Annotated in this window: 21 protein-coding genes; 17 read left to right on the forward strand and 4 right to left on the reverse strand. The window is 53.4% G+C overall.

Annotated elements, in window-relative coordinates:
* The first annotated feature begins 17 nt into the window (after positions 1-17).
* From mrdA to lipA, 7 genes are all read left to right on the forward strand, one after another.
* On the forward strand, positions 18-1,922 hold the full coding sequence (mrdA, locus tag ABRZ28_RS01145) for a peptidoglycan DD-transpeptidase MrdA (RefSeq protein ID WP_330519300.1): 1,905 nt from the start codon (positions 18-20) through the stop codon (positions 1,920-1,922).
* A 9-nt stretch (positions 1,923-1,931) separates the two neighbouring features.
* Positions 1,932-3,044: a peptidoglycan glycosyltransferase MrdB gene (gene mrdB, locus ABRZ28_RS01150; protein ID WP_319603429.1), complete on the forward strand. Its 1,113-nt coding sequence runs from the start codon at positions 1,932-1,934 to the stop codon at positions 3,042-3,044.
* 16 nt (positions 3,045-3,060) lie between these two features.
* Positions 3,061-4,149, forward strand: coding sequence for an endolytic peptidoglycan transglycosylase RlpA (gene rlpA / locus ABRZ28_RS01155; protein ID WP_330519435.1), 1,089 nt, complete (start codon positions 3,061-3,063; stop codon positions 4,147-4,149).
* A gap of 175 nt (positions 4,150-4,324) precedes the next feature.
* Positions 4,325-5,536, forward strand: coding sequence for a D-alanyl-D-alanine carboxypeptidase DacA (dacA, locus tag ABRZ28_RS01160; RefSeq protein WP_319603430.1), 1,212 nt, complete (start codon positions 4,325-4,327; stop codon positions 5,534-5,536).
* 108 nt (positions 5,537-5,644) lie between these two features.
* The gene (gene ybeD / locus ABRZ28_RS01165) at positions 5,645-5,908 is read left to right on the forward strand and encodes a DUF493 family protein YbeD (RefSeq protein ID WP_319603431.1); all 264 of its coding nucleotides are present in this window, start codon (positions 5,645-5,647) and stop codon (positions 5,906-5,908) included.
* A gap of 110 nt (positions 5,909-6,018) precedes the next feature.
* Positions 6,019-6,726 carry a lipoyl(octanoyl) transferase LipB gene (gene lipB, locus ABRZ28_RS01170; protein ID WP_330519301.1) on the forward strand — a complete coding sequence of 236 codons (708 nt, stop codon included), beginning with the start codon at positions 6,019-6,021 and terminating at the stop codon, positions 6,724-6,726.
* Between the two features lie 256 nt (positions 6,727-6,982).
* On the forward strand, positions 6,983-7,948 hold the full coding sequence (gene lipA, locus ABRZ28_RS01175) for a lipoyl synthase (protein WP_319603433.1): 966 nt from the start codon (positions 6,983-6,985) through the stop codon (positions 7,946-7,948).
* A 301-nt stretch (positions 7,949-8,249) separates the two neighbouring features.
* Here the strand turns inward: lipA and tatE are convergent, their stop codons facing one another.
* On the reverse strand, positions 8,250-8,456 hold the full coding sequence (tatE, locus tag ABRZ28_RS01180) for a twin-arginine translocase subunit TatE (protein WP_319603434.1): 207 nt from the start codon (positions 8,454-8,456) through the stop codon (positions 8,250-8,252).
* Positions 8,457-8,710: 254 nt separating this feature from the next.
* A complete protein-coding gene (cspE, locus tag ABRZ28_RS01185; RefSeq protein ID WP_009113827.1) occupies positions 8,711-8,920 on the reverse strand; it encodes a transcription antiterminator/RNA stability regulator CspE in 210 nt (69 codons plus the stop codon).
* 227 nt (positions 8,921-9,147) lie between these two features.
* On the opposite strand from cspE, the gene ABRZ28_RS01190 reads away from it, so the two are divergent.
* Positions 9,148-9,846, forward strand: a complete 699-nt coding sequence (locus ABRZ28_RS01190; RefSeq protein WP_330519302.1) for an aspartate/glutamate racemase family protein — start codon at positions 9,148-9,150, stop codon at positions 9,844-9,846.
* Between the two features lie 170 nt (positions 9,847-10,016).
* On the opposite strand, the gene ypfM is transcribed toward ABRZ28_RS01190, so the two are convergent.
* The gene (gene ypfM / locus ABRZ28_RS01195) at positions 10,017-10,076 is read right to left on the reverse strand and encodes a protein YpfM (protein ID WP_264089368.1); all 60 of its coding nucleotides are present in this window, start codon (positions 10,074-10,076) and stop codon (positions 10,017-10,019) included.
* Between the two features lie 233 nt (positions 10,077-10,309).
* On the opposite strand from ypfM, the gene ABRZ28_RS01200 reads away from it, so the two are divergent.
* Genes ABRZ28_RS01200 through ABRZ28_RS01215 form a run of 4 tightly spaced genes read left to right on the forward strand, consistent with a single transcriptional unit; the run spans position 10,310 to position 12,681 of the window.
* Positions 10,310-10,687 (forward strand): ArsC family reductase, encoded by a 378-nt coding sequence (locus ABRZ28_RS01200; protein WP_319603435.1) that lies wholly within the window; start codon positions 10,310-10,312, stop codon positions 10,685-10,687.
* 1 nt (position 10,688) lies between these two features.
* Positions 10,689-11,816, forward strand: a complete 1,128-nt coding sequence (gene dapE / locus ABRZ28_RS01205; RefSeq protein ID WP_330519303.1) for a succinyl-diaminopimelate desuccinylase — start codon at positions 10,689-10,691, stop codon at positions 11,814-11,816.
* Positions 11,813-12,487: a M15 family metallopeptidase gene (locus ABRZ28_RS01210; RefSeq protein WP_330519304.1), complete on the forward strand. Its 675-nt coding sequence runs from the start codon at positions 11,813-11,815 to the stop codon at positions 12,485-12,487. The genes dapE and ABRZ28_RS01210 overlap by 4 nt, the downstream gene beginning before the upstream one ends.
* A gap of 2 nt (positions 12,488-12,489) precedes the next feature.
* The gene (locus ABRZ28_RS01215) at positions 12,490-12,681 is read left to right on the forward strand and encodes a YpfN family protein (protein ID WP_319603437.1); all 192 of its coding nucleotides are present in this window, start codon (positions 12,490-12,492) and stop codon (positions 12,679-12,681) included.
* Between the two features lie 36 nt (positions 12,682-12,717).
* Here ABRZ28_RS01215 and ABRZ28_RS01220 read toward each other — a convergent pair whose 3' ends face one another.
* Positions 12,718-13,617: a LysR family transcriptional regulator gene (locus tag ABRZ28_RS01220; RefSeq protein ID WP_319603438.1), complete on the reverse strand. Its 900-nt coding sequence runs from the start codon at positions 13,615-13,617 to the stop codon at positions 12,718-12,720.
* Between the two features lie 476 nt (positions 13,618-14,093).
* Between ABRZ28_RS01220 and ABRZ28_RS01225 the strand changes: the two genes are divergently transcribed.
* The 5 genes from ABRZ28_RS01225 (at position 14,094) to ABRZ28_RS01245 (ending at position 18,513) form a co-directional block, all read left to right on the forward strand.
* Positions 14,094-15,416, forward strand: coding sequence for a CitMHS family transporter (locus tag ABRZ28_RS01225; protein ID WP_319603439.1), 1,323 nt, complete (start codon positions 14,094-14,096; stop codon positions 15,414-15,416).
* A gap of 68 nt (positions 15,417-15,484) precedes the next feature.
* Positions 15,485-16,825, forward strand: a complete 1,341-nt coding sequence (locus tag ABRZ28_RS01230; protein ID WP_330519305.1) for an acyclic terpene utilization AtuA family protein — start codon at positions 15,485-15,487, stop codon at positions 16,823-16,825.
* Positions 16,825-17,124 (forward strand): AtuA-related protein, encoded by a 300-nt coding sequence (locus ABRZ28_RS01235; RefSeq protein WP_136165344.1) that lies wholly within the window; start codon positions 16,825-16,827, stop codon positions 17,122-17,124. The genes ABRZ28_RS01230 and ABRZ28_RS01235 overlap by 1 nt, the downstream gene beginning before the upstream one ends.
* Before the next feature lie 85 nt (positions 17,125-17,209).
* Positions 17,210-17,866 carry an acetate CoA-transferase subunit alpha gene (atoD, locus tag ABRZ28_RS01240; RefSeq protein WP_330519306.1) on the forward strand — a complete coding sequence of 219 codons (657 nt, stop codon included), beginning with the start codon at positions 17,210-17,212 and terminating at the stop codon, positions 17,864-17,866.
* Complete coding sequence (locus tag ABRZ28_RS01245) at positions 17,866-18,513, forward strand: 3-oxoacid CoA-transferase subunit B (RefSeq protein WP_319603443.1); 648 nt, start codon at positions 17,866-17,868, stop codon at positions 18,511-18,513. Before atoD ends, ABRZ28_RS01245 begins: the two co-directional genes overlap by 1 nt.
* Positions 18,514-18,516: the final 3 nt, after the last annotated feature.

Genomic DNA, 18,516 nt, shown 5'->3' on the forward strand with positions numbered 1-18,516 from the left:
GTGAAATAATTCGCTGGATGAAAATAGAACGCAAACCCTTTCGTGATTATACGGCTGAGTCCGCCCTGTTCGTGCGTCGCGCCTTAGTGGCGTTTTTGGGCGTTTTGCTACTTTCCGGTGTATTGATCGCTAATCTTTATCATCTGCAAATTTTACGCGTCGATGACTATCGCACTCGCTCCAACGAAAACCGCATCAAGCTGGTACCCATCGCCCCCAGTCGCGGCATTATTTACGACCGCAACGGTATTCCGCTGGCGCTGAACCGGACGATCTATCAGTTGGAACTGGTGCCGGAAAAAGTGGATAACCTACAGGAAACGCTCAAGGCGTTGCGGCCGGTCATCAATCTGAGCGATGACGATCTGGAAAACTTTGAAAAAGAGCGTAAGCGATCGCGCCGATTTACCTCTATTCCCGTCAAAACCAACCTGGACGAAGTACAGGTGGCCACCTTTGCCGTTAACCAATATCGTTTTCCCGGCGTTGAAATAAAAGGCTATCAGCGCCGCTATTACCCTTACGGCTCGGCGCTGACTCACGTCATCGGTTATGTCTCAAAAATCAACGACAAAGATGTTGAACGGTTGAATAAAGAAGAGCGGCTCGGCGATTATGCCGCAACCCACGATATCGGTAAGCTGGGGATTGAACGTCATTACGAAGATTTGCTGCACGGCAAACCCGGCTATGAAGAAGTCGAGGTCAACAACCGCGGTCGGGTGATCCGCCAGCTCCACGAACAGCCGCCGCAGGCAGGGAAAGATATCTATCTGACGCTCGATCTCAACCTGCAAATCTATATCGAGAAACTGCTGGAAGGCAGCCGCGCGGCGGTCATCGTCACCGATCCGCGCGACGGCGGGATCCTGGCGATGGTCTCAACGCCCAGCTACGACCCCAACCTGTTTGTCGACGGGATATCCAGCAAAGACTACAGCCAGTTGCGCAATAACCCTAACCGCCCGCTGATCAATCGCGCCACGCAGGGCGTTTATCCGCCGGCGTCCACGGTAAAACCCTATATTGCGGTTTCCGCCTTAACTACCGGGGTGATTACCACCAACACCACGTTGTTCGACCCCGGCTGGTGGCAGTTGCCCGGTTCGGAAAAACGCTTCCGCGACTGGAAAAAGTGGGGACATGGCCGGCTTAATCTTACCAAATCACTGGAAGAGTCCGCCGATACCTTTTTCTATCAGGTCGCCTATGACATGGGGATCGACCGTTTAGCCGAATGGATGAACAAATTTGGTTACGGCGAAAAAACCGGCATCGATATTTCGGAAGAGAGCGCCGGCAACATGCCGACGCGCGAATGGAAACTCAAGCGCTTCAAAAAGCCCTGGTATCAGGGCGATACCATCCCGGTCGGCATCGGGCAGGGCTATTGGACGGCGACGCCCATCCAGATGAATAAAGCGCTGACGACCCTGATTAATGACGGACAGATAAAAACGCCGCACCTGCTCTACAGCACCCGAGAAAACGGGATGGTGGTACCCTACCGGCAGCCGGAACACATGCAAATCGGCGATATCCACTCCGGCTTCTGGGAGATTGCCAAAGACGGGATGTACGGCGTTGCCAACCGCCCCAACGGCACGGCGCATAAAAGCTTTGATAGCGCGCCTTACAAGATCGCGGCGAAATCCGGTACCGCGCAGGTTTTCGGCCTGAAAGAAAATGAAACCTACAACGCGCACAAGATCGCCGAACACTTGCGTGACCATAAGCTGATGATGGCGTTCGCCCCTTACAATAAACCCGAGGTGGCGATGTCGATCATTCTGGAAAACGGCGGTGCAGGCCCGGCGGTCGGCACCATCACCCGGCAGATCCTTGACCATATTTTGCTGGGCGACAACAATACAGACTTACCGACAGCGCCGCCGGCGCCGCCGGGCAGCGAAAGCGAGTAACCGACATTCATGACCGATAGCCAACAAAAAGGCTCGATCTGGACGAAAATCCATATCGACCTTCCTTTCCTTCTCTGCATCCTGGCATTGCTGGGCTATAGCCTATTTGTCATGTGGAGCGCCAGCGGTCAGGATGCCGGCATGATGGAGCGAAAAATCGTGCAAATCGTGCTGGGATTAATCGTTATGATCGTCATGGCGCAAATTCCTCCGCGCGTTTATGAAGGATGGGCGCCTTATCTGTATGTTATCTGCGTTATTTTGCTGATGATGGTCGATATTTTTGGCCAGATCAGTAAAGGGGCGCAGCGCTGGCTCGATCTGGGCATTGTGCGCTTCCAACCCTCGGAGATCGCCAAGATCGCCGTCCCGTTGATGGTTGCCCGTTTTATCAACCGCGATATGTGTCCGCCTTCGCTCAAAAATACCGGCATCGCGCTGGTGATTATCTTTACGCCGACGCTGCTGGTCGCCGCGCAGCCGGACCTGGGTACCTCCATCCTGATCGCGGCTTCCGGCCTGTTCGTCCTTTTCCTCGCCGGCATGAGCTGGCGATTAATCGGCATCGCGGTTCTGCTGCTGGCCGCCTTTATCCCCATCCTGTGGTTCTTCCTGATGCATGACTATCAACAGGCAAGGGTGATGATGTTGCTCGATCCGGAAAGCGATCCGCTGGGCGCGGGCTATCATATTATTCAGTCGAAGATCGCCATTGGCTCGGGCGGACTTTCCGGCAAAGGTTGGCTGCACGGCACGCAATCGCAGTTGGAATTCCTGCCGGAACGCCATACCGACTTCATCTTCGCGGTGCTGGCGGAAGAACTGGGGCTCATCGGCGTACTGGTTCTGCTGGCCATGTATCTGTTTTTGATTATGCGTGGTCTGGTGATTGCCGCTAACGCGCAGACATCGTTCGGGCGGGTGATGGTCGGCGGACTGATGCTGATTCTGTTCGTTTATGTTTTCGTCAATATCGGGATGGTCAGTGGTATCCTACCGGTTGTCGGTGTGCCTTTGCCGCTGGTCAGCTACGGCGGTTCGGCGCTTGTCGTTCTAATGGCGGGATTTGGTATCATTATGTCGATACATACTCACCGCAAAATGTTATCCAAAAACTTATAAACCGAGGTGAGCAATGATGCGTAAGGATTGGCTTTGGATTGGCGTCTTAAGCCTGGCGCTTTCGGCCTGTACCGTTACGGAACAGCCATCGGCCCCACCCGCCGGCAATGTTTATAATGGCCCGGTGGAGGAAATCGGCGGCGCCGAGCCGCGTTATGAACCCTATAATCAGGGAACCTTGCAGGACTATACGCTTAACGGCAGAACTTATAAGATTATAAAAAACCCGCAAAACTTCAGTGAAACCGGTCTGGCGACCTGGTATGGCGAAGAAGCTAGCGGTAATCGTACCTCCATCGGCGAAGAGTTTGATCCAAACGCCCTGACCGCGGCGCATCCCACGCTGCCGTTACCCAGCTATGTGCGCGTCACCAACCTCAGCAACGGCCGTCGTCTGGTGGTCAGAGTGAACGATCGCGGCCCCTTCACGCCGGGCAGAATTATCGATCTGTCTAAAGCGGCCGGCGAACGCTTGAACATTTCCAACAATACCAAGGTCAAGGTTGATTTCATCAACGTCGCGCCGGACGGCACCCTCTCCGGTCCGGGTACCATCGGCACCAGCGTCGCCAAACAAAGTTTCGCCCTGCCGGACCGTCCCAGCCTCGGCGCGAGTGGACTCGGCACGCCCGTCATGGAAAGCGCCAGTTCGCCGGCGGCGACCGCCCGCCCCATCAGCAACAGCGCGCTGAGCGCCTCGACGGATGACGATATGCCGCAAAGCAGCGCCTCGTCCCGCAGCGGATTCCTGGGCGCGCCTTCCGCCCTGCCCGCCGGCGTGCTGGAAACCACATCAGCGACGCCGCCGTCAACCGCCGCAACCCCGGTCAGCGCCGCCTCGACGGCCCCGGCCGCCGCGTCAACGGCCGGCGGACATTACGTCGTTCAGGTCGGCGCGCTCAGCGACCAACAGCGGGCGCAGACCTGGTTACGCAGCCTCAGCGAACGGTTTCACGTAACAGGCAACGTTTCCGCCAGCGGCGGGCTCTATCGCATTCAATTGGGGCCGTTCCAAAATCGTCAGCAAGCGGCTGAACTTCAGCAACGTTTGTCAGTCGAAGCTCAGCAGCAGTCCTTTATTACTGCCGCGCCCGGTTCACTCTAGCGAGGAGGAGGATGCCCCCGCCGGAGAGCAGTAACGCTGAAGGGATGTTGTGATATTGAACACAGCGTCTCTTTCGCAAAATCGCGTAACGTAATGCCTGGTGCCTGCCTATTTCTCATCTGCTATAGTGTGGCTCGTTTTTTAACTTATACCCACGGATGTTGTTGTTCCAATCATGAATACTGTAAACACGTCTCGTTTTATTAAACGTACTGCGTTTGGCGCTCTGCTCGCCGTTAGCGCATCCTCCTTTGCCCACGCCGATGACGTCAATATCACGACGATGATCCCCGGCGTTCCGCAAATTGATGCAGAATCATACATCCTGATTGATTACAACTCCGGGAAAGTATTGGCGGAAATGAACGCCGATGCCCGCCGCGATCCGGCCAGTCTGACCAAAATGATGACCAGCTATGTCATCGGTCAGGCAATAAAGTCAGGGAAAATCACCCCAAACGATATCGTCACCATCAATAAAGACGCCTGGGCTACCGGTAATCCGATATTCCAGGGATCGTCGCTGATGTTCCTGAAGCCCGGCGATCGCGTTTCCGTCGCCCAGCTTAACCGCGGCATTATCCTGCAATCCGGCAATGACGCCTGCGTCGCGATGGCCGACTACGTCGCGGGCAGCCAGGATGCCTTCGTTAATTTGATGAACGGCTATGTCAAAGCGCTGGGACTGCAAAATACCAACTTCGGCACCGTGCATGGTCTGGATGCCGCCGGTCAGTTTAGCTCGGCAAGGGATATGGCTTTAATCGGACAGGCGCTGATCCGCGACGTTCCGGAAGAGTACGCGACCTATAAAGAAAAAGAATTTACCTTTAACAACATCCGCCAAACCAACCGTAACGGCCTGCTGTGGGACACCAGCCTGAATGTGGACGGCATAAAAACCGGACACACCTCATCGGCGGGTTATAACCTGGTCGCCTCCGCGACCGAAGGCCAGATGCGATTGATTTCTGCCGTTCTGGGCGGACGTACCTTTAAGGGACGCGAAGCCGAGAGTAAAAAGCTGCTCACCTGGGGATTCCGTTTCTTTGAAACCGTGGCGCCATTGAAAGCGGGCAAAGAGTTCGCCTCGGAACCCGTCTGGTTCGGCGACAACGATCGCGTGGCCCTGGGGGTGGAAAAAGACGTCTATCTGACGATTCCCCGTGGACGGATGAAAGACCTGAAAGCCAGCTATGTGCTGACCAATACCGAACTGCATGCGCCGCTGGGCAAGAATCAGGTCGTCGGCTCCATTAACTTCCAACTGGACGGCAAAACGATTGACCAGCGTCCATTGGTGGTAATGAACGAAATCAAAGAAGGCGGTATCTTCAGCCGCATGATCGACTATATCAAACTGATGTTCCACCACTGGTTCGGTTGATCCCACTTGTAAAGGGATAAATCATCCCCATATTTTATAAATCATTAACTCCTGCCCTCGCGGCGGGAGTTATACTTTGTACAGGCCCAATGTGATACTGGAGCGCAGATGAAAACAAAATTAAACGAACTGCTCGAATTCCCCTGCCCGTTTACTTACAAAGTGATGGGATTAGCGCAACCCGAGCTGGTTGATCAGGTCGTCGAAGTCGTGCAACGTCATGCCCCCGGCGATTACACGCCGCAGATAAAACCCAGCAGCAAGGGGAATTATCATTCCGTCTCGATTACCATTAATGCAACGCATATAGAACAGGTGGAAACCTTGTATGAAGAGCTGGGTAATATTGAAATCGTACGGATGGTTCTGTAACGCGTCCCGGCCCCACCCTCGCAGAATATCAACGGCGGGAAAACAAACTTGACGCTGTTCGCAGCTACCACCCGCCGCTATAATCTCTTCTATCCTTCCTTAACCTGAAGGTGACAAGTTTGCTACAGGATAAGATCATCGTACGTCAACTGGGCGTACAACCTTACGAGCCCGTTTCGCTGGCGATGCACGCGTTCACCGATCTGCGAGACGACAAAACGCCGGATGAAATCTGGCTGGTTCAACATCCGCCGGTATTCACGCAGGGACAGGCCGGCAAGGCCGAGCATGTCTTGATGCCCGGCGATATCCCGGTGATCCAGAGCGATCGCGGCGGTCAGGTAACTTACCACGGCCCCGGTCAGCAGGTGATGTACGTCCTGGTCGATTTAAAACGGCGCAAATTGGGCGCTCGGCTATTGGTCTCCGCCATTGAAGACACGGTGGTGAACACGCTGGCCCATTTTCAGATTGCGGCCCACGCCCGCGCCGATGCGCCAGGCGTTTATGTCGGCGAACGTAAAATCTGTTCATTGGGACTGCGTATTCGCAGAGGCTGCTCATTCCATGGTCTGGCGCTGAATATCGCCATGGATCTGTCGCCCTTTCAGCGCATCAACCCCTGCGGCTATGCCGGAATGCAGATGACGCAGGTGAGCGATTACGTCCCCGGCGTGACATTGGAGGATATCGCTCCCGTTTTGATTCAGTCGTTTCAACAGCTATTAGGTTACCCGCAATATGAACTGATAAACTGGGATTTCGCAGAACATGGCGCGCCGATGCCGGCAAACCCGTTAGTCACAGACGTAGAGTAATCGACTGAACCGATAAGCAATCACATTTTATTTACATAATTTCTTCATTTTGATCCGGCAAGAGCTGAATGTCGCTGGCTAAAGATGATATAATTTTGAGAGTTTTTAAAAAAATTTTTAACGAACCCTTTAATCCTTTGAATTTTTCTTAACAAATTCAAGAGAGCTATACTCTAATCACTCGAGTGGCACGCGGGCCGACGCATCAGCGACTTGAAGCATGACGGGTATATTCAGAACTGGAACTTACGCAAACATGAGTAAACCGATTCAGATCGAACGCGGCGTAAAATACCGCGATGCCGATAAAATGGCGCTAATCCCGGTACGAACTGTTGTTACTGAACGGCAGGAAATGTTACGCAAGCCCGAATGGATGAGGATCAAACTCCCGGCCGACTCCAGCCGCATTCAGGGCATCAAGGCTGCAATGCGTAAAAATGGGCTGCACTCGGTTTGCGAAGAAGCCTCCTGCCCGAATCTGGCTGAATGTTTCAACCATGGGACGGCCACCTTTATGATTCTGGGCGCGATCTGTACCCGTCGCTGTCCGTTCTGTGATGTCGCCCATGGCCGACCGCTTACGCCGGACGCCAACGAGCCGGAAAAACTGGCTCAAACCATCCATGACATGGGGCTGCGCTATGTGGTTATCACCTCAGTTGACCGTGATGACCTGCGCGACGGCGGCGCTCAGCATTTTGCTGACTGCATCAGCGCTATTCGCCGCAAAAATCCGCAAATCCGCATCGAAACGCTGGTTCCTGACTTTCGCGGCCGGATGGATCGGGCGTTGGATATTCTGACGGTAACGCCGCCGGATGTTTTCAACCATAACCTGGAAAACGTGCCGCGGATTTATCGCCAGGTTCGCCCCGGCGCCAATTATGAATGGTCGCTGAAACTGCTGGAAAACTTCAAAAACGCTCACCCTGAGATCCCGACAAAATCCGGGCTGATGGTCGGACTCGGCGAAACCAATGCCGAAATCGTCGACGTTATGCGCGATTTGCGTCGCCACGGCGTTACCATGCTGACCCTCGGACAATACCTGCAACCGAGCCGCCATCACCTGCCGGTACAGCGCTATGTCAGCCCTGAAGAGTTTGATGAAATGAAAGCCGAAGCGATGGCGATGGGCTTTACTCACGCGGCCTGCGGCCCGTTTGTGCGCTCTTCCTATCATGCCGATTTGCAGGCAAAAGGCATTGAAGTGAAATAAGCCAGGGTAAGCCGCGAATAATGGCTTACCGCGGGCGTGCCGCAAAAAATAGAATTTTACATTAAATTACATTTTGCCGCAGGGCAGAACAAACGGACGGCAAATGCCGTCCGTCAGACTGTTGACAAAGCCTATAATATGCCACTGTCATCCCACGTTACGCCCGGTCATTCCCGCGGTTGTAGGCGGGAATCTCCTGCTGAAACCGTAAACCGCCATTGGCTGATTCCCGCCTTCGCGGGAATGACAGGTTGAGGAAGAATTGTCATCAACCTCGTCCGTTTTCATTGATATCATCAGATTATGATTTTTTATGCTGCGCGTCATTTAAGGCCGCAGGCTCGTCTGACGTTGCGTTATTAGCGGGTTGGTCGTCATTCATCGCCTTTTTGAAGCCTTTGATTGCGGCGCCGAGATCGCCCCCCAGGCTGCGTAACTTATTCGTGCCGAACAGTAAAACAATCAATGCACCGATGACCAATAGCTTGGCGATACTAATACCTTCCATACTTACCTACCTGATTACAGATGCTGGATAAGCCAGCGAGCGAATAACATAACGTCTATGTAAAACCTTACCATCGACAAAACAATCGCCTTCTGTAACAAAGTAAGACGCTCGTCTGCTAATCCCCGCCGCAGGATTAGGAGCGACCTTCGCCCCGCTCGTTCAACAGAGCAGACTTGTAGCACGGCGGGAGACTGTGGATTTCAGACAAAAAAAACCCGCCGTGAGGCGGGTTTTTCAAGAAATCGGTATAATTAAATAGCGATAACGTTAGCAGCAGACGGACCTTTCGCTCCGCTAGTGATTTCAAACTCTACGCGTTGACCTTCAGCCAGAGTTTTGAATCCATTGCTCTGAATGGCAGAGAAATGTACGAATACATCTTTGCTACCATCTTCAGGAGTAATGAAACCGAATCCTTTGGACTCATTAAACCACTTAACGCTACCTTTAATCTTAGACATCAAACTTACCTTTAACATGAATGAAAGACACAAAATCTGTGTCGGGTACAGTACAGCAATAGATTGCCCGTTTGTCCAGTTTAAGATAGCTAAAAAGTGATAAAAGTCGCTAAAAAAGCACATTGAATGAAGCCGTCGGCGAATTTTAACAAGATTAATATCTTTGTCTGGTACGTTGAACGTTACCCATCACTTTTTATGGTATCAATCACGCAAGGGAAACCCCGATGAAAACGCTGGGTCTGATTGGAGGAATGAGTTGGGAATCGACCGTCCCTTACTATCGCACGATCAATGAATATGTTAAAAACCGGCTTGGCGGGCTGCACTCCGCCAAAATTATTTTGCACAGCGTCGATTTCCACGACATCGCGCAATTACAGGAACAAGGCGATTGGCGACAAGCCGCACGGCTATTATCCGATATCGCAATCGGCCTGGGAAAAGCGGGCGCGCAAGCCATCGTAATCTGCACCAACACCCTGCACAAAGCGGCGGATAACATCGAAAGCGCCAGCAGACTTCCTCTTTTACACATTGCCGACGCCACCGGTGAAAGTCTGTTTCAGCAAGGGATGAAAAAAGTGGGCCTGTTAGGAACCCGCTACACCATGGAACAAGATTTTTACCGGCGGAGAATTCATGAGCGCTACGGCATAGAAGTGATCATCCCGGATCAGGCCGGAAGAGAACGAGTGAATCGCGTGATTTACGAAGAACTGTGTCAGGGGATAATCGATGCCGGGTCGCGTCAGTCATACCGGGAAATCATCAGACAGCTGGAGCAACAAGGCGCCGAAGGCATTATTCTCGGTTGTACCGAGATACCGCTGCTGCTGAGCTCAGACGACGCCGACGTTCCTCTTTTTGACACCAGCTTCTTACATGCCACCGCCGCGGCAAAATTCTCACTATCAGATAAATAACAATACGTTACTATGAAAACCCTTTACTTTTTCGCCGCAAAAAATAATAGCCTCTTTTATTTACTCAGGTTTCCCCATTTAGGGCAAAAATAAAGCAGCATTGGCAATCAATACTGCTTTATTTATACGATCTTATTCCTGGTATGTAAGACAGGTTCGGCTTCTAATTATTATTTGCGTAACATCGCTTCAATAAAATCTTTCCAATTACCCACTTCTACTTCTATCATAATAACCTCTGAAGAATTAACGGCGGCGTATTATACGCACACTTTTTAACCAGGTGAAATAGTTTTGCAAGTATAAAAAGCAAGCAGTCCCTCATTTCCGTTTCTCAATTCACGGTGGATCTCGCCATTTTTTTTCGGCATGCTGGGCGCTGACGATGTCAGGCTCATACTCCCGCACTGAGCCATTCGACGACCATCATGTAACCTCTGGATCTGAAAGGATATTAATCCCCATGACGCTCACCATGTACGGTATCAAAAACTGCGATACCATAAAAAAAGCCCGTCGCTGGTTAGAAGAACAACAGGTTGATTACCATTTTCATGACTACCGCGCCGACGGTCTGGACGAAGCGCGCCTTCGGCAATTTGTCGCGTTGCTGGGCTGGCAGCCATTAATCAACACGCGCGGCACCACCTGGCGTAAACTAAGCGAGGAACAGCGCAGCATGATTAGCGCTAATACCGCCGACAGTGAAAGCGCGGCGATTGCCTTGATGCTTGAGCAACCCGCGGTGATCAAGCGACCACTGTTAGTCACCAACGATGGAAAAGCGCTGCTTGGCTTCAGCGCAGACAGCTATCAGGAATTTATTGCGGAGAACAAATAACGTGTCTTGTCCGGTTATCGAACTCGCCCAACAGTTGATTAAACGCCCTTCCCTCAGCCCGAATGACGAAGGCTGCCAGCAATTGATGACTGAGCGTCTGAAAGCCATTGGTTTCACCGTTGAAGCGATAAATTTCGGTGATACCCTGAATTTCTGGGCATGGCGCGGCGCCGGTAAAACGCTGGCGTTTGCCGGGCATACCGATGTGGTGCCGAGCGGCGACGAAAGCCGCTGGCAACACCCGCCTTTTGAACCCACCATTCGCGACGGTATGTTGTACGGTCGCGGCGCGGCGGATATGAAGGGTTCGCTGGCGGCGATGGTGGTTGCCGCCGAACGCTTTGTGTCGGCGAACCCCAACCATCAGGGCCGCCTGGCCTTCCTGATCACCTCGGATGAAGAAGCCAGCGCCGTGAACGGCACCGTTAAAGTGGTTGAAACCCTGATGGCGCGCAATGAGCGGTTGGATTATTGCCTGGTGGGAGAACCATCCAGCACCAAAATCGTCGGCGACGTGGTGAAAAACGGCCGCCGCGGCTCTATCACCGCCAATCTGCGGGTGCATGGCGTTCAGGGGCATGTCGCCTACCCGCATCTGGCCGATAATCCGGTACACCGGGCCTTGCCGGCGCTCAACGAGCTGGCGGCGACGGAGTGGGATCGCGGTAACGCGTTTTTCCCGCCCACCAGCATGCAAATCGCCAATATTCAGGCCGGCACCGGCAGCAACAACGTTATCCCCGGCGAACTGTTCGTACAGTTTAATTTCCGCTTCAGCACCGAGTTGACGGATGAAGCGATTAAACGACAGGTAGCGGAACTGCTGGACCGTCATCAGCTAAACTACACTATTGACTGGAATCTCTCCGGTCAGCCGTTTCTGACGGCGAAGGGTGAACTGGTCGATGCCGTGGTGAATGCGGTAGAGCATTACAACGAAGTCACGCCACAGCTACTTACCAACGGCGGCACATCCGACGGACGTTTTATCGCCCGTATGGGGGCTCAGGTTGTCGAGCTTGGGCCGGTCAACGCCACCATTCACAAAGTGGATGAATGCGTGAGCGCCGCGGACTTACAACTGCTGAGCCGGATGTATCAGCGCATTATGGAGCAATTGATCGCATGATTACTCATGCCATGCTAACCGGGAAGAATGATAGTCATTTGGTGACGCTCAGCGGCCACCATCGCCTTCAGCCTGAAGCGGTCGTCGCCTTTCAGGCTTTACAACGCGCGGCGGAAAAAAACGGATTTAATCTACAGCCCGCCAGCACGTTCCGTGATTTTCATCGCCAGCGATTAATCTGGAACGGCAAATTCAGGGGGGAGCGGCCGGTGATGGATCAGAATGGTCAGCCGCTGGATGTACTCTCGCTGAATGAGGGCGAACGCTGCAAAGCGATTTTACGCTGGTCGGCGATGCCGGGCGCCAGCCGCCATCACTGGGGCAGCGATCTGGATATTTACGATCCCGACCTTCTGCCGCAAGGGCAACGGCTACAGTTGGAACCCTGGGAATATGAACCCGGCGGTTACTTCGCGCCGCTTAACGCCTGGCTAAGCGAGCATATGCACGAATACGAGTTTTACCGTCCTTATGCTCACGATCTTGGGGGCGTCGCCGCCGAACCCTGGCATATCAGCTATTATCCGTTAGCCCAGCATGCGGAAAAACAGCTGACGTCCGACATTATTCTATCGGCCTGGCAAGGTGAAGACATCGCGGGTTATGACTGGCTGTGCGAACACTTGCCGCACCTGTTCACCCGTTTTATACACAACGTTGACGGAGCTTAATCATGGCGTGGCTGGCTGACTATTGGTGGATAATTCTGATTATCCTGATCGGTATGCTGATAAACGGCATCAAGGCGTTGCGCAATGTCGATCATAAACGTTTTCTGATGAATAAGCCCAAGCTGCCGCCCCATCGCGACAACAACGATAAATGGGATGATGAAAATGATGACTGGCCGCAGAAAAAACCGTGAAAACATCTCCGTACATAGCTTGCAGCACGTGACCATTCAAGCTCTGGGTACAAAGCTTTCCGCCCGTTTCTGAAGAAAATCATAGAATTCTTTGGCGCAAACGGAAAGCTGCCGCTCTTTATCGGTGATCAGATAAATTCCCCGCTGCAATGACAAATCTTTGAAAGGCACGATGGCGATATCTTTGTGCTGAAACTGAAACAGCGTCAAACCGGTCACGATGCTGACGCCGTAATTCGCCGCCACCAGCCCCATCATCGTGGTCAACTGGCGTACTTCCAGCACGTATTTAAAACCATGCGGCTCCATCAGTTGATCGGTATATTGCCGAATGCTGGTGCCCTGACAAAAGCCGACAAACGCATGTTCCGCCACATCCGCCACCTCCACGGCCGCCTGCCCGGCCAACGGATGATCTCGATGGCAAATCAGATAGAAATTATCCGCAAACAACATTTTGGAACTGAAGGTTCCCGCCGACGGCTGGCCGGCGCTCAGCGCGAAATCGGCTCGCCCGTCCAATACCGCTTTTAAACAGCGATCCCACTGGGTATCGAGCAACTCCACCTTGATGTCGGGATAGGCTTGATGGTACTGCGCCAGCACCTGCGGCAGCCACTCCACCGCCATTGACGGCAGTACCGCCAGCACAATTTTCCCTTTATAACCCGTAGCATAGGATTTAATTTCCCCCACGGCGTCGTCATGGGTTTGAATCAGCCGGCGGGCGATATCGATAAAATGAATGCCGCCCGCGTTTAATTGCACCTTGCGCGTATCCCGATCGAATAGCCGGTAGCCGACCTCTTCCTCCAGACCGGCAATCAACGCGCTGAACGCCGGCTGGGAAAGATTTATTTTCTGCGCGGCGCGTGTGAAATTATCGGTTTCCGTCAACGCGATAAATGCCCGCAGTTGTTTTATGGACAAATTCATAAGCGGCCTTAAATGCAAAAGGAGAAAAGAAGTGTTATGTAAAAAAAAGGCAAACTCAACGTAAAACAACACCATTTTTTTGTTTTTATGATCCGCGCCGCAATTATTTACTTTCTCTTTTTCCGAATATTTTCTCATCGCGCAATACAACGACGATCGACTTCACAACCAAAAACATAACCTCCACACGGATAAAATAAAAATAACCATAAAAAACAAAAAATTAAAAACATATAGATAAACCAAAATCAGTTATTCAATCGACAAATAAAATAAATTAATCGTCTTTATGAATAACGCCATTCCGATTATCAGTTAGTCGTGAATTCGACGGCATGATAAAAATAGCGCAGACAAAAAAACAAACCACTTCGCGTTATGTATCTGGAGCGCTCAATAATATTTGATTGAGTTTTTTAATTCACAACAAATAAAACATATACGCAACATATAATAAATAGAGAGAGGAGTTCTTTATGCTAGCCCTAATCGGGGTGCTGACTATTGCCACCCTGCTATTTTTCATCATGACGAAGCGAATGTCTCCTCTGGTGGCATTAATCGTTATTCCGGTCATCGGCGCGCTGGCGGCGGGAAGCGGTACCGATACCGCCAAATACGTGGTCGATGGAATAACCAAGCTGGCGCCGATGGCGGCGATGTTCGTCTTCGCCATCGCCTTTTTCGGCGTCGTTACCGATGCCGGCATGTTTGATCCCATCATCAGAGGAATTTTACGTCTTGTCGGCACCAGTCCGGTCAAAATTATTATCGGCACCGGCGTCCTGGCGCTGATCGCCCATCTGGACGGCAACGGCGCGGTGACATTCCTGATCACCATACCGGCCATGCTGCCGCTGTTTAACAAACTCGGTATGGATAAACGGATCCTGGTGGGCATTACCGCGCTCAGCGCCGGCGTCAACTTCCTGCCGTGGACCGGACCGATGATCCGGGCGGCGGCGGCGTTAAACATCACCACCCACGAGCTGTTTATTCCCCTTATCCCGGCGCAGCTCTGCGGTCTGACCTTTATGGTGCTGATGGGCTATTACTGGGGCAAAAAAGAGGAAAAACGCCTGGGACTGGCATCCGGCAACCCGCTGTCCGGCGGCGCGCAGCATCTCGGCGACGCACAGCATGTGAAAGAACTCAGCGATGCCGAAAAAGCGCTGCGTCGTCCGCATATGTTCTGGGTCAATATTGCGCTGGTGGTTGCCGTCATCGGCACCATGGTGTTTACCAAAATCTCCCCGACCGTAGCCTTTATGATCGCCCTGACGCTGGCGCTGATGTTCAACTATCCGAACGTCGAAATGCAGAAAGATCGCATCAACGCCCACGCCAAAGCGGCGCTGATGATGGCCAGCATACTGTTCGCCGCCGGGGCGTTTACCGGCATCATGAGCGGCACCGGCATGCTGAAGGCCATGTCATTGTCCGCCGTCAGCGTGGTACCCGAATCGTTCGCCAGCCACATTCCGTTTATCGTCGGCCTGATCTCCATGCCGCTCAGCCTGGTGTTCGATCCCGATTCTTACTACTTCGGCATTATGCCGGTCATCGCCCATACCGTGGACATGCTGGGCGTACCGCCGATTCAGGTTGCTCAGGCCTCCGTTCTCGGACAAATGACCACCGGCTTCCCGGTCAGCCCGCTGACGCCTGCAACCTTTCTGCTGGTCAGCCTGGCGGGCGTGGATCTCGCCGACCACCAGAAATTCTCGATCCCGGTGCTGTGGGCCGCCAGCGTCATTATGACGTTCGCCTGCGTCATCTTCGGGGTCTTCCCGCTTTAGAAACATCGCCGCCGCACAACCAACCTAGCGGCGGTCACCAACACGTTTGATTACTAAAAGGTATTTCCATGAAGACAATTCGTATTGGCTCCGGGGCCGGCTATGCCGGCGATCGTATCGAACCGGCGGTAGAGCTGGCGCAAAAAGGCGACATTCACTATCTGGTTTTTGAATGTCTGGCGGAGCGCACTATCGCCATCGGCCAAAAACAGAAACAGCAGGATCCTGAGAAAGGCTATAACGAGCTGCTGGCGGACAGAATGCACGCCGTATTGCCCATCTGTCTGGAGAAAGGGATCAAAATCATCACCAACATGGGGTCGGCCAACCCGGTTGCGGCGGGACAGCGCGTGTTGGAGATCGCCAAAACGCTGGGGGCGAAACGCCTGAAAATCGCCGTCGTCACCGGCGACGACGCGCATGCCACGCTGATCACACTCGATGCCCGACTGGACGAAATCGGCAAACCCATTTCCGCCTGCGGCAAAGATATTATTTCCGCCAATGCTTACCTGGGGGCGGACGCGCTGGTTGAGGCGCTGCGTCAGGGGGCGGATATCATCATCGCCGGCCGCGTTTCCGACCCCTCCCTGTTTCTCTCCGCCATGATGTATGAATTCAACTGGGCGGCGGACGACTGGGAGCGATTGGGCAAAGGCACCTGCATCGGCCACCTGCTGGAATGCGCAGGCCAGATCACCGGCGGTTATTACGCCGATCCCGGCTTCAAGGACATTCCGCACCTGGCGCGCCTCGGTTTTCCGCTCGCCGAAGTCACTGAAGACGGCAACGCGGTGATCACCAAGGTCGACGGATCCGGCGGACGCGTCTGCGTCGATACCTGTAAAGAACAGCTGCTGTATGAAATCCACCGTCCGGATCGCTACATCACCCCCGATGTGATTGCCGATTTCAGCCGCGTGACCTTCACGCAAGAGGGCGAAAATCGCGTACGCGTCGCGGGAGCGAGCGGGAGCGCGAAAACCGATACCTTAAAAGTCTCCGTCGGTTATCAGGACGGTTTTATCGGCGAAGGCGAAATCTCCTATGCCGGCCCCGGCGCGGTTACCCGCGGACGCCTGGCGCTGGAGATCGTTAAACAACGTTTCGCCCTGTGTCAGCTAACCCCGCAGGAAGTGCGCTACGACCTGATCGGCGTCGATTCCCTGCATGGCCCGCAGCGTTCGCAGCAGAGCCAGCCCTATGAAGTCCGTGTACGTGTCGCGGCGCGTTGCAGCGCCAGATCGCAGGCGGTCAAGATCGGTAATGAAGTGGAAACGCTCTACACCAACGGCCCCGCCGGCGGCGGCGGCGTCAACAAAGCCGTCAAAGAAATTCTGGCGATGGATTCCACCCTGCTGCCCCGCGACAGCGTCACGCCCGCCGTCGCCTATCTGGAGATTAAATAATGAAACTGCGTGAAATTGCCCATTCCCGCACCGGGGATAAAGGAAATACCTCCAATATTTCCCTGATTGCCTATCGTGCGGAAGATTATTCCTTGCTGAAAGAAACCATCACCGCGGAAAAAGTCAAAGCCTGGTTTGCCGATATCGTCACCGGCGAGGTGGTGCGCTATGAATTACCGGCTATCGGCGCGTTGAACTTTGTGATGTACGGCGCGCTGGGCGGCGGCGTTACCCGTTCGCTGGCGCTGGATATGCACGGTAAAGGATTAAGCTCGGCAATATTGGATATGGATATTTAATCGTCGCGTCTGGCTGTTTACCGGCGGGTAATAAATTACCCGCCGTGGCCGTCCGCGGTCATTATTTTCACGGAGTTTTAATACAATGAATAACAAAATCATTGATGCCGACTATTTCCGCTCATTTTTATATGACGGAATGACGATTATGTTCGGCGGTTTTATGGGCGTCGGGACACCGAAATTATTGGTGGATGAAATTATTAAATCCGGCGTCGTTGATTTAACCATTATCGGCAATGATACCGGTTTTATCGATACCGGCGTCGGCCCGTTAATTGCCAACGGGCAGGTCAAAAAAGTCATCGCCTCGCATATCGGCACCAACCCGGAAACCGGCCGCCGGATGCTCGCCGGCGAAATGGAGGTTGAACTGGTGCCGCAAGGCACGCTGGCCGAACGCATCCGCAGCGGCGGCGCGGGTCTCGGCGGTTTTTTAACCCCGACTGGCGTCGGCACGGTGGTCGAAGACAATAAACAGAAAATAACCCTCGATAATATTACCTATTTATTAGAGCTGCCGCTAAAAGCGGATTTGGCCCTGTTACAGGCCAGTATCGCCGACGCCAGCGGAAACCTGGTTTATCGCCTCACCGCGCGTAATTTCAACCCGCTGATTGCCCTCGCAGCCGACCATGTCGTCGCCCAGTGCGAACAGATTGTTCCGCTCGGACAACTGGCGCCGGAATCTATCGTCACCCCTGCCGCCCTGGTCGATCACCTTTATCTGGGAGAGAAATAATGGATGCGAAAGAATTCATTGCCCGCCGGGTGGCAAGAGAACTGAAAAATGGCGACGTGGTTAATTTAGGCATTGGCTTGCCGACCAAAGTCGCGAATTACCTGCCTGAAGGGATTGAGGTTACCTTTCAGTCGGAAAACGGCTTTCTGGGACTGGGCGCGATAACCGAACCGGACGTGAATCTGGTCAACGCCGGCGGACAGCCGTGCGGCATGGTGCCGGGCGCCGCGATGTTCGACAGCGCCTTCTCCTTCGCCCTGATTCGCGGCGGCCACGTCGACGTCTGCGTATTGGGCGGCTTGCAGGTCGACGAACAAGGCAGCCTGGCCAACTGGATGGTGCCGGGGAAAATGGTGCCCGGCATGGGCGGCGCCATGGATCTGGTGGTCGGGGCGAAGAAAGTGATTATCGCGCTGGAGCACTGCGCCAAAAACGGCGACGCCAAATTATTGCGCCGCTGCACCTACCCGCTCACCGCGGTCAATAAAGTCAGCATGGTGGTGACCGAACTGGCGGTATTTCATTTTGTCGATCGGCAAATGGTGCTGAGTGAAATCAGCCCTGACATCACCGTGCAGGCGTTGCGCCAGAAAACCGAGGCAGACTTTATTGTCTCCGCCGACTTACAACCCATGAAAATCAATTAACCG

Origin of the sequence: Brenneria sp. g21c3 (assembly GCF_040240345.1) — a bacterium.
Classification (GTDB): Bacteria; Pseudomonadota; Gammaproteobacteria; order Enterobacterales; family Enterobacteriaceae; genus Brenneria.

Coding starts and splice junctions, on each gene's coding strand:
- rlpA (WP_330519435.1), top strand. CDS start 3,061: ATGCGTAAGGATTGGCTTTGGATTGGCGTCTTAAGCCTGGCGCTTTCG.
- ABRZ28_RS01215 (WP_319603437.1), top strand. CDS start 12,490: ATGGCGTGGCTGGCTGACTATTGGTGGATAATTCTGATTATCCTGATC.
- ABRZ28_RS01235 (WP_136165344.1), top strand. CDS start 16,825: ATGAAACTGCGTGAAATTGCCCATTCCCGCACCGGGGATAAAGGAAAT.
- ABRZ28_RS01225 (WP_319603439.1), top strand. CDS start 14,094: ATGCTAGCCCTAATCGGGGTGCTGACTATTGCCACCCTGCTATTTTTC.
- mrdA (WP_330519300.1), top strand. CDS start 18: ATGAAAATAGAACGCAAACCCTTTCGTGATTATACGGCTGAGTCCGCC.
- mrdB (WP_319603429.1), top strand. CDS start 1,932: ATGACCGATAGCCAACAAAAAGGCTCGATCTGGACGAAAATCCATATC.
- ABRZ28_RS01245 (WP_319603443.1), top strand. CDS start 17,866: ATGGATGCGAAAGAATTCATTGCCCGCCGGGTGGCAAGAGAACTGAAA.
- ABRZ28_RS01210 (WP_330519304.1), top strand. CDS start 11,813: ATGATTACTCATGCCATGCTAACCGGGAAGAATGATAGTCATTTGGTG.
- lipA (WP_319603433.1), top strand. CDS start 6,983: ATGAGTAAACCGATTCAGATCGAACGCGGCGTAAAATACCGCGATGCC.
- ybeD (WP_319603431.1), top strand. CDS start 5,645: ATGAAAACAAAATTAAACGAACTGCTCGAATTCCCCTGCCCGTTTACT.
- ABRZ28_RS01190 (WP_330519302.1), top strand. CDS start 9,148: ATGAAAACGCTGGGTCTGATTGGAGGAATGAGTTGGGAATCGACCGTC.
- dacA (WP_319603430.1), top strand. CDS start 4,325: ATGAATACTGTAAACACGTCTCGTTTTATTAAACGTACTGCGTTTGGC.
- cspE (WP_009113827.1), bottom strand. CDS start 8,920: ATGTCTAAGATTAAAGGTAGCGTTAAGTGGTTTAATGAGTCCAAAGGA.
- ABRZ28_RS01200 (WP_319603435.1), top strand. CDS start 10,310: ATGACGCTCACCATGTACGGTATCAAAAACTGCGATACCATAAAAAAA.
- ABRZ28_RS01230 (WP_330519305.1), top strand. CDS start 15,485: ATGAAGACAATTCGTATTGGCTCCGGGGCCGGCTATGCCGGCGATCGT.
- tatE (WP_319603434.1), bottom strand. CDS start 8,456: ATGGAAGGTATTAGTATCGCCAAGCTATTGGTCATCGGTGCATTGATT.
- atoD (WP_330519306.1), top strand. CDS start 17,210: ATGAATAACAAAATCATTGATGCCGACTATTTCCGCTCATTTTTATAT.
- ABRZ28_RS01220 (WP_319603438.1), bottom strand. CDS start 13,617: ATGAATTTGTCCATAAAACAACTGCGGGCATTTATCGCGTTGACGGAA.